Source organism: Paenibacillus tyrphae, assembly GCF_027925525.1.
Lineage (GTDB): Bacteria > Bacillota > Bacilli > Paenibacillales > NBRC-103111 > Paenibacillus_G > Paenibacillus_G tyrfis_B.
Window position 1 is genome coordinate 204,056 of the sequence record NZ_BSDJ01000011.1, and the last position, 17,252, is coordinate 221,307.

16 protein-coding genes are annotated in these 17,252 nt (G+C 53.0%); all 16 read left to right on the forward strand.

The genetic code is table 11. From position 1 onward, the window contains the following. The first annotated feature begins 43 nt into the window (after nt 1-43). The 16 genes from QMG93_RS15755 (at nt 44) to QMG93_RS15830 (ending at nt 17,076) form a co-directional block, all read left to right on the forward strand. Nucleotides 44-1,720: a ribonuclease J gene (locus QMG93_RS15755; protein WP_281938000.1), complete on the forward strand. Its 1,677-nt coding sequence runs from the start codon at nt 44-46 to the stop codon at nt 1,718-1,720. Nucleotides 1,721-1,920: 200 nt separating this feature from the next. Further along, nucleotides 1,921-2,670: a ClpP family protease gene (locus QMG93_RS15760; RefSeq protein WP_281938002.1), complete on the forward strand. Its 750-nt coding sequence runs from the start codon at nt 1,921-1,923 to the stop codon at nt 2,668-2,670. After that, nucleotides 2,667-2,903, forward strand: coding sequence for a YlzJ-like family protein (locus QMG93_RS15765; protein ID WP_281938004.1), 237 nt, complete (start codon nt 2,667-2,669; stop codon nt 2,901-2,903). Before QMG93_RS15760 ends, QMG93_RS15765 begins: the two co-directional genes overlap by 4 nt. A gap of 115 nt (nt 2,904-3,018) precedes the next feature. After that, a complete protein-coding gene (locus QMG93_RS15770; RefSeq protein WP_281938006.1) occupies nt 3,019-5,592 on the forward strand; it encodes an FtsK/SpoIIIE family DNA translocase in 2,574 nt (857 codons plus the stop codon). Between the two features lie 128 nt (nt 5,593-5,720). Beyond that, nucleotides 5,721-6,530 carry a spore cortex-lytic enzyme gene (gene sleB / locus QMG93_RS15775; protein WP_281938008.1) on the forward strand — a complete coding sequence of 270 codons (810 nt, stop codon included), beginning with the start codon at nt 5,721-5,723 and terminating at the stop codon, nt 6,528-6,530. 97 nt (nt 6,531-6,627) lie between these two features. Next, a complete protein-coding gene (gene yfmF, locus QMG93_RS15780; RefSeq protein WP_281938116.1) occupies nt 6,628-7,932 on the forward strand; it encodes an EF-P 5-aminopentanol modification-associated protein YfmF in 1,305 nt (434 codons plus the stop codon). Beyond that, nucleotides 7,933-9,225: an EF-P 5-aminopentanol modification-associated protein YfmH gene (gene yfmH, locus QMG93_RS15785; protein ID WP_281938010.1), complete on the forward strand. Its 1,293-nt coding sequence runs from the start codon at nt 7,933-7,935 to the stop codon at nt 9,223-9,225. It abuts the gene before it with no gap. Continuing rightward, nucleotides 9,215-9,976, forward strand: a complete 762-nt coding sequence (ymfI, locus tag QMG93_RS15790; protein WP_281938012.1) for an elongation factor P 5-aminopentanone reductase — start codon at nt 9,215-9,217, stop codon at nt 9,974-9,976. The genes yfmH and ymfI overlap by 11 nt, the downstream gene beginning before the upstream one ends. 76 nt (nt 9,977-10,052) lie before the next feature. Further along, nucleotides 10,053-10,307: a DUF3243 domain-containing protein gene (locus QMG93_RS15795; protein ID WP_216794019.1), complete on the forward strand. Its 255-nt coding sequence runs from the start codon at nt 10,053-10,055 to the stop codon at nt 10,305-10,307. 140 nt (nt 10,308-10,447) lie between these two features. Further along, nucleotides 10,448-11,284 carry a hypothetical protein gene (locus tag QMG93_RS15800; RefSeq protein ID WP_281938014.1) on the forward strand — a complete coding sequence of 279 codons (837 nt, stop codon included), beginning with the start codon at nt 10,448-10,450 and terminating at the stop codon, nt 11,282-11,284. A gap of 87 nt (nt 11,285-11,371) precedes the next feature. Further along, nucleotides 11,372-12,154 (forward strand): DUF3388 domain-containing protein, encoded by a 783-nt coding sequence (locus QMG93_RS15805; RefSeq protein ID WP_281938016.1) that lies wholly within the window; start codon nt 11,372-11,374, stop codon nt 12,152-12,154. 40 nt (nt 12,155-12,194) lie between these two features. Then, on the forward strand, nt 12,195-13,076 hold the full coding sequence (locus QMG93_RS15810) for a helix-turn-helix domain-containing protein (RefSeq protein WP_281938018.1): 882 nt from the start codon (nt 12,195-12,197) through the stop codon (nt 13,074-13,076). A gap of 167 nt (nt 13,077-13,243) precedes the next feature. Continuing rightward, nucleotides 13,244-13,735 (forward strand): YajQ family cyclic di-GMP-binding protein, encoded by a 492-nt coding sequence (locus QMG93_RS15815; protein ID WP_108534256.1) that lies wholly within the window; start codon nt 13,244-13,246, stop codon nt 13,733-13,735. A gap of 142 nt (nt 13,736-13,877) precedes the next feature. Further along, on the forward strand, nt 13,878-15,206 hold the full coding sequence (gene rimO / locus QMG93_RS15820; RefSeq protein WP_063178587.1) for a 30S ribosomal protein S12 methylthiotransferase RimO: 1,329 nt from the start codon (nt 13,878-13,880) through the stop codon (nt 15,204-15,206). Beyond that, nucleotides 15,203-15,790 carry a CDP-diacylglycerol--glycerol-3-phosphate 3-phosphatidyltransferase gene (gene pgsA / locus QMG93_RS15825; RefSeq protein ID WP_010491195.1) on the forward strand — a complete coding sequence of 196 codons (588 nt, stop codon included), beginning with the start codon at nt 15,203-15,205 and terminating at the stop codon, nt 15,788-15,790. The genes rimO and pgsA overlap by 4 nt, the downstream gene beginning before the upstream one ends. A gap of 38 nt (nt 15,791-15,828) precedes the next feature. Continuing rightward, complete coding sequence (locus tag QMG93_RS15830; protein ID WP_281938023.1) at nt 15,829-17,076, forward strand: competence/damage-inducible protein A; 1,248 nt, start codon at nt 15,829-15,831, stop codon at nt 17,074-17,076. Nucleotides 17,077-17,252 lie beyond the last annotated feature (176 nt).

Genomic DNA, 17,252 nt, shown 5'->3' on the forward strand with positions numbered 1-17,252 from the left:
CATATGGAAATCGTCGTCAATTACATTGAGGAGGTTTAGTTACTTGTCCAAGAAAAATATAGACAAATTAACGATTTTTGCCCTGGGCGGCGTGGGTGAAATCGGGAAAAACATGTATGTCGTTCAATATGCGAACGATATTGTAGTCGTAGACTGCGGATTGAAATTTCCGGAGGAAGATATGCTCGGGATCGATATCGTCATTCCCGATATTTCTTACTTGACGGAAAATCGCGATAAGGTGCGCGGAATCGTCATTACACACGGCCACGAGGATCATATCGGCGGCTTGCCTTACGTTCTTAAACACCTGAACGTTCCGGTGTATGGAACAAGGCTGACCATGGGTCTGATCGAGATGAAGCTGAAGGAAGCGAATCTGCTCGGTGAAACGAAACGGATCGTCATTACGGCCGAATCGGAATTGAAGCTCGGCTGCATGACCGCAACGTTCTTTAAGACGAACCACAGTATTCCCGACTCGGTAGGGGTATGCCTGGAGACACCGGAAGGCAACGTGGTTCATACCGGTGACTTTAAGTTCGATCAGACGCCGGTCAACGAGCAGTACGCGGATCTTCACCAGATGGCAGCGATTGGCCGCAGAGGCGTTATTGCGCTGTTATCGGATAGTACCAATGCAGAACGTCCGGGCTATACCGGTTCGGAGCGCAGCGTAGGCGCGGAAATCGAAGACGTATTCCGGAAAGCGAAGCAGCGTGTCGTTATCGCAACCTTCGCCTCCAATATTCACCGGATTCAGCAGGTCATTGACGCGTGTGAATCGACCCGCCGCAAGCTGACCGTGATCGGGCGCAGTATGGTGAATGTCGTGAGTATCGCCAGCGAACTGGGCTACCTGCGCGTTCCGGATGGCATGTTGATCGAACCGGAGGAAGTGAACAAACTCGCGGCCGACCGTGTAGCCATTTTATCTACAGGGTCCCAGGGCGAGCCGATGTCGGCGCTGACCCGGATGGCCCGCTCCACGCATCGCAAGATGGACATTTTACCCGGAGATACCGTCATCATCGCCGCTACGCCGATTCCCGGGAATGAACGGTATGTAGGTCGTACGGTGGACGAACTGATGCGCATTGGCGCGCATGTCATTTACGGGCCTGGCTCGATCACAGGAGTACACGTATCCGGACATGGCAGCCAGGAAGAATTGAAGCTGATGCTGAATATCATGCGTCCGAAATATTTTATCCCGATTCACGGGGAGTACCGGATGCTTCGCCAGCACGGGATGCTTGCCGAATCGGTCGGCATCGCGCGTGAAGATATTTTTATCGTGGATAACGGCGATACGGTGGAAATTCAGGACGGCGCTGCCCGCAAAGGCTCCAAAGTGCCGGCAGGCAACGTTCTCATCGATGGCCTCGGCGTCGGCGATGTCGGCAACATCGTACTGCGCGACCGCAAGCTGTTGTCCCAAGACGGCATTCTGGTCGTCGTCGTAACGCTCAGCAAGCAGGATGGGACGATTCTGTCCGGTCCGGACATCATCTCCCGCGGCTTCGTATACGTACGGGAGTCGGAAGGATTGCTGGAAGAAGCGAACCGGATCGTGACGAGCACGCTCCATCGCTTAATGAACGAAAATGTCAATGAATGGGCTTCGCTCAAAACCCATGTCAAAGACGCACTCGGCCGATTTTTGTATGAGCAAACCCGAAGAAGACCGATGATTTTGCCAATCATCATGGAAGTGTAAAACTTCCCACCAGTCATACGAACTCACTTGAGGATAGAGTTGTATAAGAAGCAGCTTGTATAAAGACCACGTTAACGGCGGGGAAATTTCCCAAGGTTACGCGGTCTTTTTTCATATATCCTTTACCCGGTACCCCGCATAGTTTTGCCCAACTGCACCATACTAACAAGGACATTTCAGCTAACGGAGGGATGTTCTTCATGCAATCCAACGATAAACAAGAGCAGCAGCCCGTGCAGCCGCCGCAAACGCCAACGGAAGAAGGACGCAAAAGCACAACGGTCGATACGATTCAGCAGTTGGGGCAGACAGGCGCGCCTACGACCGAATCCAACATTTTTTGCATGACCATTATCGGGCAGGTGGAGGGTCATATCGTTCTGCCGCCGCAAAACAAAACGACCAAATACGAGCATTTGATTCCGCAGCTTGTAGCCGCGGAGCAGAACGCGAAAATCGAAGGCGTGCTTATTATTTTGAATACGGTGGGCGGAGACGTGGAAGCCGGGCTGGCGATCGCCGAAATGATCTCGACATTGTCCAAGCCGACGGTAACGCTTGTACTCGGTGGCGGACACAGCATCGGTGTACCGATTGCCGTCTCGGCCAACCATTCGATTATCGCCGAAACCGCAACGATGACGATTCATCCGATCCGTCTGAACGGTCTGGTGATCGGGGTTCCCCAAACCTTCGAATATTTGGACAAAATGCAGGAAAGGGTCATCCGGTTCGTCACCAGGCATTCCCGGGTGGACGAGAACAAATTCAAGGAACTGATGTTTAAAACGGGCGAGCTCACGCGCGACATCGGCACGACGGTCATCGGAACGGATGCCGTACGCTATGGACTCATCGACTCGCTGGGCGGCATTGGGGAAGCCATTCGGAAGCTCAACGCTCTCATTGACGAGCGCCGCGCCGGAAATGCGGGAGGAATGATCCAATGATTCATTATTCGATACTGCCGCTGGAAACCGTCTACGAAGGAATCGAAGCGATGAAATCGTCCACCGTCGATATTGTGATGAATGGGGTCAGGATGCAGGTTGAGCCGGTCAACGCGCAGCAAGCGAAGATCGTCCGGCTGATCAGCTGCAACCCGCAGGATTTTTTGGACCCCCGATACGCTCCAGGGCGAATGATCGAGTTTCAGCCGATGGTCCGGGAATCCGGAGAATAAAGGGGAACTGACGCTTTTTCCCGCTCCTGGTTTGCCAGAGGGGAATATATTTTCGCATTCTTCGTTTAGCTTCACCCCAGTTTATGGTATAATGAATGCTCGGGGGTGAGCGGCCTTGGCCAGGAAAAGGAAAAAGGGCAAGGGAATCAAATCAAATCTCAAATTTGAACTGTACGGCATCGTTATTTTGATTTTTTCGATCATCGCTTTATCCCGTGAAGGTTCGGTAGCCCGTTCGTTGACCTATCTGTTTCGGTTTGTGATCGGAACTTGGGATTTTCTCATTCCGCTCGTGTTTATATACGCCGGATTGTACGCGATGATGAAAAGGGAATGGCCGGTTTGGCGGACACACCGCAAGCTCGGGGTGCTTCTGATCATCCTGTCGCTGCTGCTGATGAGCCATATCAGCCTGTTCTCGCAGCTTTACCCGAAAGGGAATTTCACGGAAGGCCAAGTGCTTTCCCAAACTTGGGCGAGTATGGTAGACGGACTGGATCCGACGGAAAAAGGACTGGCGATCCTGACCGACGGCGTCGGCGGGGGAATGATCGGGGCGGTGCTTTACGCGGTGCTGCACTTTTTGTTCAGCAACCTGGGCGCCCGACTGATTCAATACACGCTGTTCGTCGTAGGGTTCATTCTCATTACGGGATTGTCGGTCGGCGATATCATGAACAAAATCAGCGGGCGCAAGCCGTTTGCCGAGACGCTGCTTGGCCAATACATAAAGCGCAAGCTGCTGGAGAGAAGCCGTGCGAAGGCGGCGGCCGCGAGTGAACAACGCAAGAAAAAGCCGTCGGTTGCAGCGGTCTATGTACCGCCGCCGGAGGACGAATTCGACGAAGAGACGTTGAAGCCGGAGCGCAAGGAACGGAAACCAGGAAAAATGCGCAGCCTGTTCTTCGAACTGCTGAATCCGTCCGAAACGACGGGGAAGAGCAAGGCGGAGGGCAAGAAGAAGAAGGACCGCGTTCAACCGGAAGAGGAGGAAGAAGCGGTCACGGTCTATTCGGCAGCTCAGGATTCGTACGGCAGCGATCCCGGCTTCCCGGAACAGCATACCTCTTACGAAGAACAACACGAACCGGCAATCCCGGTGATCCGTGATTTTCAAGAGCAGGTTCATCAGGAGGCGACGCGAACGTCCGAAAGTTCCGCTTCGACTGAAAATGCCGCAGAACGCAAACCTGATTCTGCGGCTAATGAGCAGGAAAGTGCGGAAGGAGCGGACGATTTTGACATCAAAAATAAACCGCTCGCTGTCCCGTACGAACTGCCTTCTTTGCAACTGCTGGCCAAGCCCGCTTCGGGCAAAGGAAGCGACTCGCTGGATTACAAGGCGGTTGCCCGCAAGCTGGAAGCGACACTCGAAAGCTTCGGCGTGCGCGCCAAAGTGCTGGAGGTCGTCCGCGGCCCTGCGGTTACCCGTTACGAAATCCAGCCTGACGTTGGCGTAAAGGTGAGCCGCATCGTCAGCTTGACGGATGATATCGCACTGGCTCTGGCGGCGAAGGATATCCGTATGGAAGCGCCGATTCCGGGCAAGTCCGCCATCGGGATCGAGGTGCCGAATACCGAGGTATCCGTCGTTACAATGCGCGAAGTGATGGAAAGCCCTGCCTTTCAGGATGCGGCGTCCAAATTGTCGATCACGCTGGGACGCGATATTTCCGGGCAGCCGATCGTCGGCAATCTCGCACGAATGCCGCACATGCTTGTCGCAGGGGCGACCGGCTCGGGGAAATCCGTTTGTATTAACGGGATCATCACAAGCGTTCTTTATAAAGCAAAGCCCGACGAAGTCAAATTTCTTATGATCGACCCGAAGATGGTCGAGCTGAACGTTTACAACGGGATTCCGCACCTGCTGGCTCCGGTTGTTACCGATCCGAAACGGGCTTCGCTTGCACTCAAAAAAGTCGTCGTCGAAATGGAGAAGCGGTACGAACTTTTCTCCAAAAGCGGCACGCGCAATATTGAAGGCTACAACTCGATGCTGGTGGAGACGCAAACGGGAGCGCCGCTGCCTTACATCGTCGTCATCGTGGACGAGCTGGCCGACCTGATGATGGTTGCGGCCAACGACGTGGAGGATGCGATCTGTCGCCTCGCCCAGATGGCGCGTGCTGCAGGCATCCACCTCATCATCGCTACGCAGCGGCCGTCGGTCGACGTTATTACCGGCGTCATCAAAGCGAACATTCCTTCGCGGATCGCTTTCGGCGTCTCCTCGCAAGTAGACTCGCGGACCATTCTTGATTCTGCGGGCGCGGAGAAGCTGCTTGGCCGCGGAGATATGCTGTACTTGCCGATGGGCGCTTCGAAGCCTGTCCGGGTTCAGGGAGCCTTCCTTTCCGATCAGGAGGTCGAATCGGTCGTTGGCTTCGTCCGGACGCAAAGGCAGGCGGAATACGTGGAAGACATGGTTCCGCATGTCGAGGATAAGCAAGAGGAAACAGAAACGTTTGAGGACGAATTGTACGATCAGGCGGTCCAAATTATTCTTGAAGCGAAGCAAGCGTCCGTATCCCTGCTTCAGCGCCGCATGCGTGTCGGTTATACGCGTGCCGCCCGGTTGATCGATACGATGGAAGCGCGCGGCATCGTAGGTCCGTACGAGGGCAGCAAGCCGCGTGAAGTATTGATGTCACTTGAGCAGTATCAAATGAACCGAATGAGCTCCTGAACGGCTTCCGAGCGCGTTACCCGAGCCCCAGCGATTCCCAGTTTAGGCTGAATAGAAGCTGACTCCCTTTCTCATAATAACCTTAAAAAGGTTGCCACAACGAAGGCGGGAAAGGTGAGGTTACCAGAATGAATAAACGATTGATCATCATCACGCTTTGCCTGGTGTTTATTCTGTTCGCCGGACTTCAGTTCAAGCAGTATATGAAGGTACAGCAGACGTTCAGCAAGAACGAAATCCGCTATGGAGCGTCCGGCACGGCCGACGTATACGAGCTCCAAGGCCGTTTGAAGCATCTCGGGTTTTATTACGGCAAGGTGGACGGCGATTTCGGCTATCAAACCTTAAAGTCGCTTAAATGGTTCCAGTCCGAATTCGGGTTGAGTGTGGACGGCATCGCCGGAGACAAAACGAAGCTGAAGCTGTGGGAAGCAACGAAAGGATGGAAGGCTAAAGCTGAAGAGCTACCTCCTTGGGTAACCGGCGCCGGACAAGGGCAAGCCGCCGCCCCAGGCACACCAGCGCCCGAAAGCACTGCGCCGCCGGCGAACGCAGGTATACCGCGATCCAACCGGCTCGGTCTTTCCGAAGAGGACCTGAACTTGATGGCGAATGCGGTCCACGGCGAAGCGCGCGGGGAACCGTATATCGGTCAAATCGCCGTTGCCGCGGTGATTCTCAATCGGGTCAAATCGCCAAGCTTTCCGAATACGGTCTCGGGCGTCATTTTCCAGCCTGGAGCGTTTACGGCCGTAGCGGACGGACAAATATGGCTGACGCCGAACGAAACGTCCCGCAAGGCGGTGCAAGACGCGCTGAACGGGTCGGACCCATCCGGCGGATGCACATATTATTTCAATCCGGTAACGGCCACGTCCAAGTGGATTTGGTCCCGTCCGCAAGTCAAACAAATCGGCAAACATATTTTCTGCAAATAGCGCATGTAGTAGAAGTAACCATCTTCACGGTTGCTTCTTCTGTTTATAGAGGAATATAATGGAATATACCCGGGAAGGCGGAAGTGAAGCCATGATGATGAGAGGAGTTGTTTCGTCTTTGAAGCAAATACAATTCGAACGGGGAACAGTGCAGGGCGTGCGTGTGCATGTGCTGCCGACGGAGCAGTTCAAAACGTATGCATTGTCCGTCTATGTGGGCAGTCCGCTTCAAGAGGATACGGTTACGCCTAACGCGCTTATTCCTTTTGTGCTGCGGCGCGGCAGTAAGGCCTACCCGGAAACGAAGCAGTTTCGCGAGAAGCTGGACGATTTGTACGGGGCCGGATTCGGGTTCGACGTGTACAAGCGCGGGGATTACCAGATGCTTCAATTCCGTATGGATGTCATTCAGGACGATTTCGTTTCCAGTCCGCAGCCGCTGCTTGATCAAGCCATTCAATTTTTGGGCGAAGCGATTACGCAGCCTGCGATGGAAGGCGGAACCTTGGTCCGCAAATATATCGATTCCGAGAAAACGACGCTGCAGAAGCGGTTGGAATCCATCGTTAACGACAAAATCCGCTACGCTGCGGAACGTTGCATCGCCGAAATGTGCAGCAACGAGCCTTACCGGCTCCATCCGCTCGGCGCGATCGACCGTATCCCTTCGATTGAGGCGGAAGGTTTGACCGAGCGGTATGAAGCCTTGCTGCGGCAGTCGCCGATTGATATTTATGTGGTGGGCAATACGAATCTGGAACAGGTGCTGCCCTTGATCGAACGCTATTTTGCCGCCAGAGGAGAGCGTACTTCGGACTACTCGCTCAGAGCCGAGCACCGCAGCGTCGGTCAAGTGAAGGAAGTCGTCGAGCGTCTGGATGTCAACCAAGGGAAGCTGAATATGGGGCTTCGCGTGCGTACCTCGTACTCGGACGATTCGTACCCGTCGGCACTGCTCTATAACGGAATTTTAGGCGGATATCCGCATTCCAAGTTGTTCACCAACGTCCGCGAAAAGGCAAGCTTGGCCTATTACGCTTCCTCCCGTTTGGACGGACACAAGGGCATTCTAACAATTCAATCGGGTATTGAAATCGCAAACTACGAAAAAGCCGTCTCGATCATTAAGGAACAGCTGAAAGCGATGGAAGAGGGACAAATCAGCGATACGGAATTACAGCAGACGAAAGCGATGATTACGGGGCATTTGCGCGAGCTGCAGGACTCGGCCTTCGAGCTGATCGCTTTCGATTTCAACAACCGTCTGTCGGGCGCCGACCGTACGGTTCCGGCGCTGATCGAAGCGGTGGAGCAAACGAATAAAGAACTGATTCGCCGGATGGCCCGCCAGGTGCAGCTGGATACGATTTATTTTTTACGCGACAATAAAGGGGGGCAATAAATGCGCACGATCCCTTATCCGCATGTGAAGGAAACGCTGTACGCCGAAGAGCTTCCAAACGGACTGAGTGTCTTTGTTTTACCGAAGGAAGGCTTCCAGAAAACGTATGCCACCTTTACGACAAAATACGGTTCCATCGATAACGATTTTCAGGTCGAAGGCGAAACGCGGCGCAAAGTGCCTGACGGCATCGCGCACTTTTTGGAGCACAAAATGTTCGAGGAGCCGACTGGAGACATCTTCTCCTTGTTCGCTGCCCAAGGGGCTTCCGCCAATGCGTTCACAAGCTTTGATCGCACGGCTTACTTATTTTCCGCAACCGAGCACATCCAGGAGAACTTGTCGACGCTGCTTAACTTTGTGCAAAATCCGTATTTTACGGATGCGAACGTCGAGAAGGAAAAGGGCATTATAGGCCAGGAAATCAACATGTACCGGGACAATCCGGACTGGCGGGCGTACTTCGGACTGATCGAAACGATGTACCATAAGCATCCGGTACATATCGATATCGCCGGAACGATCGAATCCATCGCTGAAATTACGAAAGAAATGCTGTATGAGTGCTACCATACGTTTTATCATCCGAGCAATATGAGCTTGTTTGTCGTAGGCGGGGTCAATCCACAGGAAATTATGGAACTCATCAAACAAAACCAAGCGGGGAAAACGTTCAAGCCGCAGGGAACGATCAACCGTTATTTTGAAGACGAGCCGCACCAGGTGAAGGCTGCGCGCAAAGTGACCGTGCTGCCGGTCTCGCTGCCTAAGTGCCTGTTCGGCTGCAAGGAGCCGGGTCAGCCTTTGCGGGGACGGGAGCTGCTGAAGCGGGAGCTGACCATGAAAGTACTGCTTGACGTACTGGTAAGCCCCAGCTCGGCCATTTACCAGAAGCTGTACGACGAACAGCTGATTTCCGACAGCTTCGGTTCCGAGTACAATATTGCCGAAAATTATGCATTTACCGTGATCGGCGGAGATACGAAGGATCCCGAACGCTTGATCGGCCGTGTACAGGAAGAAATCGACCAAATCAAAGCGGACGGCATTGCCTCCGCCGATTTCGAGCGCAGCAAAAAGAAAAAAATCGGCGCCTTCCTGCGTCAGCTTAACTCGCCTGAAGCGATCGCCAATGAATTTACGAAGTACCGGTTTAAGGGCATTGATTTATTCGATATCCTGCCGGTGTATGAAGAGCTAACCTTGGAGGATGTCAACGAGCGGCTGCGCGAGCATTTCGATTGGAGCCGACTAGCGGCTTCGATTGTGACAAGTGAAGCGAATGGAGCCTAGTCCTTGCAAGCCGTTTCCGGAGCAAACGGTGCTCGTTACGGGGGCGAGCCGCGGGATTGGCGCCGCGATCGCCTGCCGTTTCGCTTCGGTGGGCATGAATGTGGTCATCCATTATTTGAATTCACACGAAGGGGCGAATGAGACGGCCCGCAGCTGCATGAAGCTGGGAAGTCGTGTATTAACGGTAACGGCAGACCTGCGGTCAAGGGAGCAGATCGAACGGATGCAGGAGAAGCTGGCGCAGCACAGTCTCGTTCCGGATATTTTGGTCAACAATGCGGGCATTTCGCATTACGGCCTATTCTCCGATCTGGAAGAGGCTCAATGGGACGAAATCATGGACATTAACTTGAAGGGCGCGTTTCTGATGACGCGTCAATTTATGCCGGCGATGATCCGTCAGAAGTACGGCAGAATCATCAATGTGTCCTCGATTTGGGGCATCTCCGGCGCTTCCTGTGAGGTCGCCTATTCGACCGCCAAGGGCGGCATCAATGCTTTTACGAAGGCGTTGGCGAAGGAGCTTGCACCGTCTGGGGTCACTGTTAACGCGGTCGCTCCCGGCGCGGTCGATACTTTGATGATGGCAGGCTTTGACGAGCGGGAGAAAGAGATGATCGAGAACGATATTCCTATCGGGCGCTTCGGCAAGCCCGATGAGATCGCGTCGCTCGTTTATTTCCTTGCGCTGCCCGAATCCGGCTACATTACAGGTCAAATCATCAGTCCCAACGGAGGCTGGCTGACCTGACGGCTCGTATAAATCCTTATCGAAATGCAAACATTAACGTAGTAACGACATTCATTTCGATAAGGAGGATGCATACATGGCTACGATGCTTAAAGTGTTCGATCGTTGGAAAGAATTTTTGGGAGAGCGTGTGGAGCAAGCGGAACGGGCGGGGATGACGGAAGAGACCATCTCGCAGCTCGCTTTTCAAATCGGTGAATTTTTGTCTGACAAAGTCGATCCGGAAAATAAAGAAGAACGCGTCCTGAAGGACCTGTGGGACGTATGCGACGAAGAGGAACGCAAGGTCATGGCGCGGGCCATGGTCAAATTGGCTAAAGCACATCATTAATTATCCGGCATTGTACGTCAGCCTCCTGTCCAGGGAGGCTTTTCTCTTGTTTCCCGGAGCGGCTGCTTGCCGAATTGGCTTCGCGGCCGGTTTTCTTATATACTGGTATAGACGAACGGGAGAAAGAGGTTGAACCGCAAGTGAAGAAGCTGAAACGTTTGTTTGTAGGAATTGGCATTCTGGGTTTGCTTAGCGGCTGCGGCAAAAACATCCCGGAGATTGATCCTGTCTTGCTTCAAGCCAAATCGTCGATTCTCGTCGTAACGGGACAGGAAATGCCGGACAATGTAAAAGCCGCCCTGCAAACGACACTCGTCAATTGGCGCGATAAAAAGCAGACGGCCTTCGAATGGATGGACAACACAACCGCGCTGACCGAAGAACAACTGACCAAAATTAAAACCAGATCTTATGACTATATCCTTGTTGCCGGACATAATTTAGTACAAACCACGCTTCCTGCCGCAGCGAACATTCCGGAGCGCAAATGGGTGATGCTGGACGACCAGCTGGCGCGTCAATCTCCTGTTGTCAGCGGCAGCAACATCATGGTGAAACTGGTCCCGGAGGACCGATTCCGTCAGGAGTGGAACGATTGGGTGGCGCAGCAGCTTGACAATGGCCGGGCGATCGAATGGGTAACGACATCAGCTTACCCGATTCCGTCCGAATGGGCGCCTTCCGAAGAAGCGGATTATATCAATCTGACCGACGCCGAAGGCTGGTACACGCAATTTCAATTCCAGGTAAACAGTCACGGACCGTCGTGGATCGGGGTATTCGCCCCGCTGGAAGCGGCACAATTGCAAAGACTGAAGAACATGCAGGTCCCAGTGATCAATATGGCGTCCACCGGCATTGAGCTGCAATGGGCAGGCATATTTGCATCCATCGAAGACATGATGGCTAGGAAAGCATGGACGCCGGGGATTCAGCCGTATTCGAACGCCGAAGCGAAGATCAATAAAAATTTGTGACTTTATGCCCTGAAACAGGGAGGATTTTATCGAATATTGTAGAATTCTTCTGTAATCAATCACAAACATAGGATCGGAGAACGACGGATGATAGCGGAAACAAACAACGAAATCAAGCAGTGGTACATGGAATACCGAATCCACAAAAACCGTCCGGGGCTTCTCGGGGACATCGCCTCCCTGATGGGGATGCTCGACATCAATATCGTCACCATTAATGGGGTAGATAACCGTACCCGCGGCATGCTTTTGCAGACGAACGATGAAGAAAAAATTGAATTAATGGGTAAAATGTTGAAAAAAGTGGATAATATAACTATAACGGCATTGCGTCCGCCCAAGCTGGTCGATATTCTTGCCGTTCGTCATGGCCGTTATATCGAACGGGACTCCGACGACCGGAAAACGTTTCGCTTCACCAGGGACGAACTGGGACTTTTGGTTGATTTTCTGGGGGAGCTGTTCAAACGTGACGGCAACCATGTCGTCGGGCTGCGCGGGATGCCGCGCGTCGGCAAAACCGAATCGATTATCGCCGGGAGCGTCTGCTCCAACAAGCGGTGGACGTTCGTCTCCTCGACCCTGCTCCGCCAGACCGTGCGCAGCCAGCTGTCCGAGGATGAAATGAATCCGAATAACGTATTTATTATCGACGGGATCGTCTCGACGCTCCGTTCCAACGAAAAGCATCATATGCTGCTGCAGGAAATTATGGCGATGCCTTCCACCAAGGTGATCGAGCATCCGGATATTTTCATCCGGGAATCGCAGTATACCTACGATCATTTTGACTGCATCGTGGAGCTTAGAAATACACCGGACGAAGAAATTACATACGAGACGTTCACGGCCGGATTTGACGAATATTAATGCCCTGTCCAGGTTCTGAGCGTCGGAAAGGGGTGACCACGTGTCCGATCTGGGTCAATTGCTAAGAAAAGCCAGAGTCGAAAAGAAAATATCTCTCGAAGACCTGCAGGAAACAACCAAGATTCGCAAGCGGTATCTGGAAGCGATTGAGGACGGCAACTATAAAGTGCTGCCCGGGAACTTTTACGTCCGAGCATTTATAAAGAGCTATGCCGAAGCGGTCGGGCTAGACCCGAACGAAGTGTTGAACATGTATCAGAATGTCATCCCGCAACCGGAGCCGGAGCAAATCGAACCGATCCGCACCAAGCGGACTACCCGCAATACGGAATGGCTCGGGAAGTGGGCATCTAATGTGATGGTCATTTCCTTCGTCGTGCTTATTCTTGGGGTTATCTACTACTACATGAGCCAAAGCTATACCGGCAACACAGATGATGCGACCAAAGATTTGCCGAAGAAAATTACCGAAAAGGTCGAACCCGCGACCCAGACGCCCAATCCCGGAAATGCCGGAGCGAATGGAGCTAACGGAACGAATGGAGCGCTTGCGGATAACAAGCCGGTGCAGGTGCCTACGCCGCCCCCGACACCGCCTCCGACAACGGAGGTTAAGCTGGTCAAAAGCGAGCGGGGAACCGATTATTACGCGGTTACGGGTACAGATAAACTGAAAATCGAAATGAAAGTGACCGGTGATTCCTGCTGGATCGAAGTCGATTCGCCGCCTGGCGGGAACAAAAAGGTGATCGACTCCATGACGTTCAATAATGGGGAAACGAAAACGTGGGAATTGACCGATACGGCTTTCTTGATTTTCGGAAAAGCCAATGCGGTTGAGTTGAGTGTTAACGGCTCGCCGGTTGTCGTAGGCGATCAGCCGAACGTGAAAAAAATTCAAGTCGATATTCAAAAGTCATAGTTGGAACTTCTTGACATGTTTCGCCGGTCGGCTGACAGCGATAACGCTTAAGTTTCCGGCGCATTTGAACAATACGGCTTCAAGACACGCGAAAGCTTTGTGCTGAGGGTGTCTTTTTTGTTACAATAGAGGGCGTGGAATTTAGAAATGAAAGGGGAGCGGATTTTGTGAGCAGTGAAAACTCGTTTGATATCGTATCGAAGCTGGATCTTCAAGAGATGAACAATGCCATTAACCAGGCAGAAAAGGAGATCGCGACACGCTTTGATTTCAAAGGAAGCAAGAGCAGCATCTCGTTAGAGAAAGAAGAACTGGTAGTCGTCTCCGACGACGATTTCAAGCTTCAAAACGTGTTGGACATTTTGCAGTCCAAGATGGCGAAGCGCGGCATATCGCTTAAAAATCTGGAATATGGCAAGGTCGAGCCTGCTGCAGGCAGTACGGTGCGTCAGCGCATTAAACTCAAGCAGGGGGTTGATCAGGACAACGCCAAAAAAATCAACGTGTTGATCCGCGATTCCAAGCTAAAGGTAAAAAGCCAGATTCAAGGGGATCAAATTCGCGTAACCGGAAAAAGCAAAGACGACCTGCAGCAGGTGATGGCGCTGCTCCGAAAAGCGGATCTTTCGCTTGACCTTCAGTTTATCAATTTCAGGTAAGGCCAAAGAACGGGTCGGCTGCCTTGCGGAAACGGGTCCGTAAGGTATTTTGCTGCTTTTGACACCTTTTCACGCGGTATATTATACTTGAACCAAACCGTTTAGTAGTAAAAGGTACTAACCATGGTGGAGGATTTTAGACATGACAGAGAAAGTGAAAGTGGTTACCTTAGGATGTGAGAAAAACCTGGTCGATTCGGAGATCATGTCCGGGCTCGTGCATGAGCGCGGGTATTCCTTGGTTAACGAAAAAGAAGAAGCGACCATCATTATTGTAAATACATGCGGCTTTATCGACGCGGCCAAAGAGGAATCGGTCAATACGATTCTCGATCTGGCGGAGCTGAAGCAGACGGCCAATCTCAAGGCGCTGATCGTATCGGGCTGCTTGACCCAGCGATATAAGGAAGAATTGATGAAGGAGATGCCGGAGATCGACGGAATCGTCGGTACCGGGGATTTCCATAATATCAACGACATTATCGATCAAGCGCTGGTTGGCCGCAAGCCTGTAATGGTCGGCAATCCGGTGTTCAACTACGAGCAGAAGCTGCCGAGACGAATGGCGACTCCGCGCTATACGGCTTATGTGAAAATTGCAGAGGGCTGCGACAACGCCTGTACGTTTTGTAGTATTCCGATCATGCGGGGCAAGTTCCGCAGCCGTTCCGTCGAATCGATTTTGGATGAAGTGGCTCAGCTGGCATCGCAAGGTGTTCGGGAGATCAGCCTGATCGCGCAGGATTCGACCAACTACGGGACGGATCTGTACGATACGTTCATGCTGCCGGAGCTGATGAACCGGGTAAGCGCCGTGCCGGGCATCGAATGGGTGCGTCTGCATTATGCCTATCCCGGCTTCTTTACGGACGAGCTGATCGACGTCATCGCGAACAACCCTAAAGTGTGCAAATACATCGATATGCCTTTGCAGCACAGCGAAGACAGCATCTTGAAGCGGATGCGTCGTCCGGGACGTCAGCGGGACGCACGGGAGCTGATTCGCAAAATCCGCGACCGCATTCCGGGCGTATCGCTTCGCACGTCGCTTATTGTCGGTTTCCCGGGAGAAACGGAAGAAGATTTCGAGAATCTGAAATCGTTTATCCGCGACGTGAAGTTCGACCGTCTAGGCGTGTTCACTTATTCCAAGGAGGAAGATACGCCGGCTTCCCGTCTGCCGGACCAGGTGCCGGACGAAGTCAAAGAATACCGCTCGAACGTGCTCATGGAGCTGCAGCGCGAGATTGCAAATGAACGCAACGGCGAGCGCATCGGTCAAGTGCTTGACGTTCTGATCGAAAAATACGACGGACGCAACGACGTTTATGTCGGCCGTTCGCAGTACGATGCTCCTGAGATCGACGGGGAAGTGTTTGTCGGCGGCGGGCAGCTTAAAATCGGCGAAATTGCCAAGGTCCGCATCACCCACTCCTTCGAGTTTGATTTGTCCGGGGAGGTCGTGGCATGAATCTGGCCAACCGGATCACTCTGGCGAGAATATTTCTGGTTCCGATCATCATGTTATTTCTGCTCGTCAACGTGAAGTTTCCGCACATTCGCATCGAGCAGTTCAGCATTACGTACAACCAGATCATTGCGGCGCTGATCTTTATCATCGCCGCCAGCACCGACAGTTTGGACGGATATATCGCCAGAAAACGGAAGCTTGTCACCAATCTGGGCAAGCTTCTCGATCCGCTGGCCGACAAGCTTTTGGTGTCTGCCGTATTGATCTCGCTCGTTGAAATGAACAAGGTTGACGCCTGGATCGTCATTGTGATCATCAGCCGCGAGTTCGCCGTCACCGGCTTGCGGCAAATCGCTTTGCTCGAAGGGTCCGTCATAGCGGCCAGCAAATGGGGGAAATGGAAGACGGCGGCGCAGATTACGGCAATTATCGCACTGCTCATCAACAATTTTCCGTTTGCGTTCATCAACTTCCGCTTCGATATCGTGGCCAGTTGGATTGCGGCTATCATCACGATTTATTCGGGCTTCGACTATTTTATCAAAAACAAGCATGTGATTAATTTTAGCGATCAAAAACAGTAGGGACAGCCTATTGTTTTTGTGCTGTTTGGAGGCGTACCGTGAGAGCTGAGATCATAGCCGTCGGCACCGAGCTGCTGATGGGACAAATCGTAAATACGAATGCGCAGTACTTAGCCAAAGGCCTTGCGGATATCGGCGTGGGCGTTTATTTCCAGACGGTCGTCGGCGACAACGTCTCGCGGATCAAAGAGTCGCTGCATATCGCCAAAGGCCGTGCGGATCTCATCATTTGCACGGGCGGACTCGGACCGACGCAGGACGATTTGACGAAGGACGTGCTGAGCGAGGTGCTCGGACAAAAGCTTGTCATTCATGAGCCTTCGATGAACACAATGACCGAGATGTTCCAGCGGCGGAGCATCCCGATGGTGGAAAGCAATGCGCGGCAGGCGCTGATGCCGGAGCTAAGCGATCCGCTGCCGAACGACACAGGGCTTGCTGTAGGCGTGGCGGTGACGCACGAGGGCACGCACTATATTTTGCTTCCCGGCCCGCCCAAAGAAATGAAGCCGATGTTCGACCGGTATGCCAAGCCTTGGATTGAATCCAAGCTGGACCACGTACAGCCGCTTTACTCGATCATGCTGAAGTTCGCGGGGATCGGAGAGTCGGCGCTGGAGCATGCCTTGATCGATTTGATCGAAGCCCAGACGGACCCGACCATCGCTCCTTATGCCAAAGAGGGCGAGGTGGCGATCCGGCTTACGACGCGCGCTTCTTCGCCTGACGAAGCGATGACCAGACTGCGTCCGCTGGAAGCGGAAATCCGGGGCCGGCTGGACGAGCATATTTACGCGGCGGAGGACATCACCCTCGAGCAGCAGGTGCTGCGTATGCTTGCGGAGAGCGGGCAAAAGCTTGCCGTAGCCGAGAGCTGCACGGGGGGCTTGCTCAGCGATCTGCTGACAGCCGTTCCGGGGAGCTCGCAATCGTTTTTGGGCGGCGTCATTTGTTACTCCTCGGCATTAAAGCATAAGCTGCTCGGCGTGCCGATGGAGATGTTGGAAGGACTGGGCGCACCCGGTGCCGTTAGCGAGGAGACCGCGGCGGAACTTGCGCGGAACACGCTTCGTCTGCTTGAAGCGGACGTTGCCGTGTCGATTACCGGCGTCGCTGGGCCGGGCGAGTCGGAAGGCAAGCCGGTAGGTTTGGTCTACGTAGGTCTCGCGCACCGGAACGGCCAAGCCTTCGCCGTCAAGCTCCAGCTGTCCGGCAACCGCGAAACGATCAAGCTGCGGGCAGCGAAAAGCGCACTCTATCATTTGTGGATAACGATAAAATCGTAGTTGCCAGAATACCCAGAATAAAGTATAATAGATGTTAGCGGAAGAACCGTAACATTTTTGAACCAAACGTGTTACGGTTTTTCTTTTGCCAAGCAAGCGAATGTATGTTCGGAAAAATGCTTGTCAGCCGATTCAAAACACGGTAATATGGTATCAGCAGATAAATCAAAAAGGAC

Coding starts and splice junctions, on each gene's coding strand:
- QMG93_RS15760 (WP_281938002.1), top strand. CDS start 1,921: ATGCAATCCAACGATAAACAAGAGCAGCAGCCCGTGCAGCCGCCGCAA.
- QMG93_RS15765 (WP_281938004.1), top strand. CDS start 2,667: ATGATTCATTATTCGATACTGCCGCTGGAAACCGTCTACGAAGGAATC.
- sleB (WP_281938008.1), top strand. CDS start 5,721: ATGAATAAACGATTGATCATCATCACGCTTTGCCTGGTGTTTATTCTG.
- yfmF (WP_281938116.1), top strand. CDS start 6,628: ATGAGAGGAGTTGTTTCGTCTTTGAAGCAAATACAATTCGAACGGGGA.
- yfmH (WP_281938010.1), top strand. CDS start 7,933: ATGCGCACGATCCCTTATCCGCATGTGAAGGAAACGCTGTACGCCGAA.
- ymfI (WP_281938012.1), top strand. CDS start 9,215: ATGGAGCCTAGTCCTTGCAAGCCGTTTCCGGAGCAAACGGTGCTCGTT.
- QMG93_RS15795 (WP_216794019.1), top strand. CDS start 10,053: ATGGCTACGATGCTTAAAGTGTTCGATCGTTGGAAAGAATTTTTGGGA.
- QMG93_RS15805 (WP_281938016.1), top strand. CDS start 11,372: ATGATAGCGGAAACAAACAACGAAATCAAGCAGTGGTACATGGAATAC.
- rimO (WP_063178587.1), top strand. CDS start 13,878: ATGACAGAGAAAGTGAAAGTGGTTACCTTAGGATGTGAGAAAAACCTG.
- pgsA (WP_010491195.1), top strand. CDS start 15,203: ATGAATCTGGCCAACCGGATCACTCTGGCGAGAATATTTCTGGTTCCG.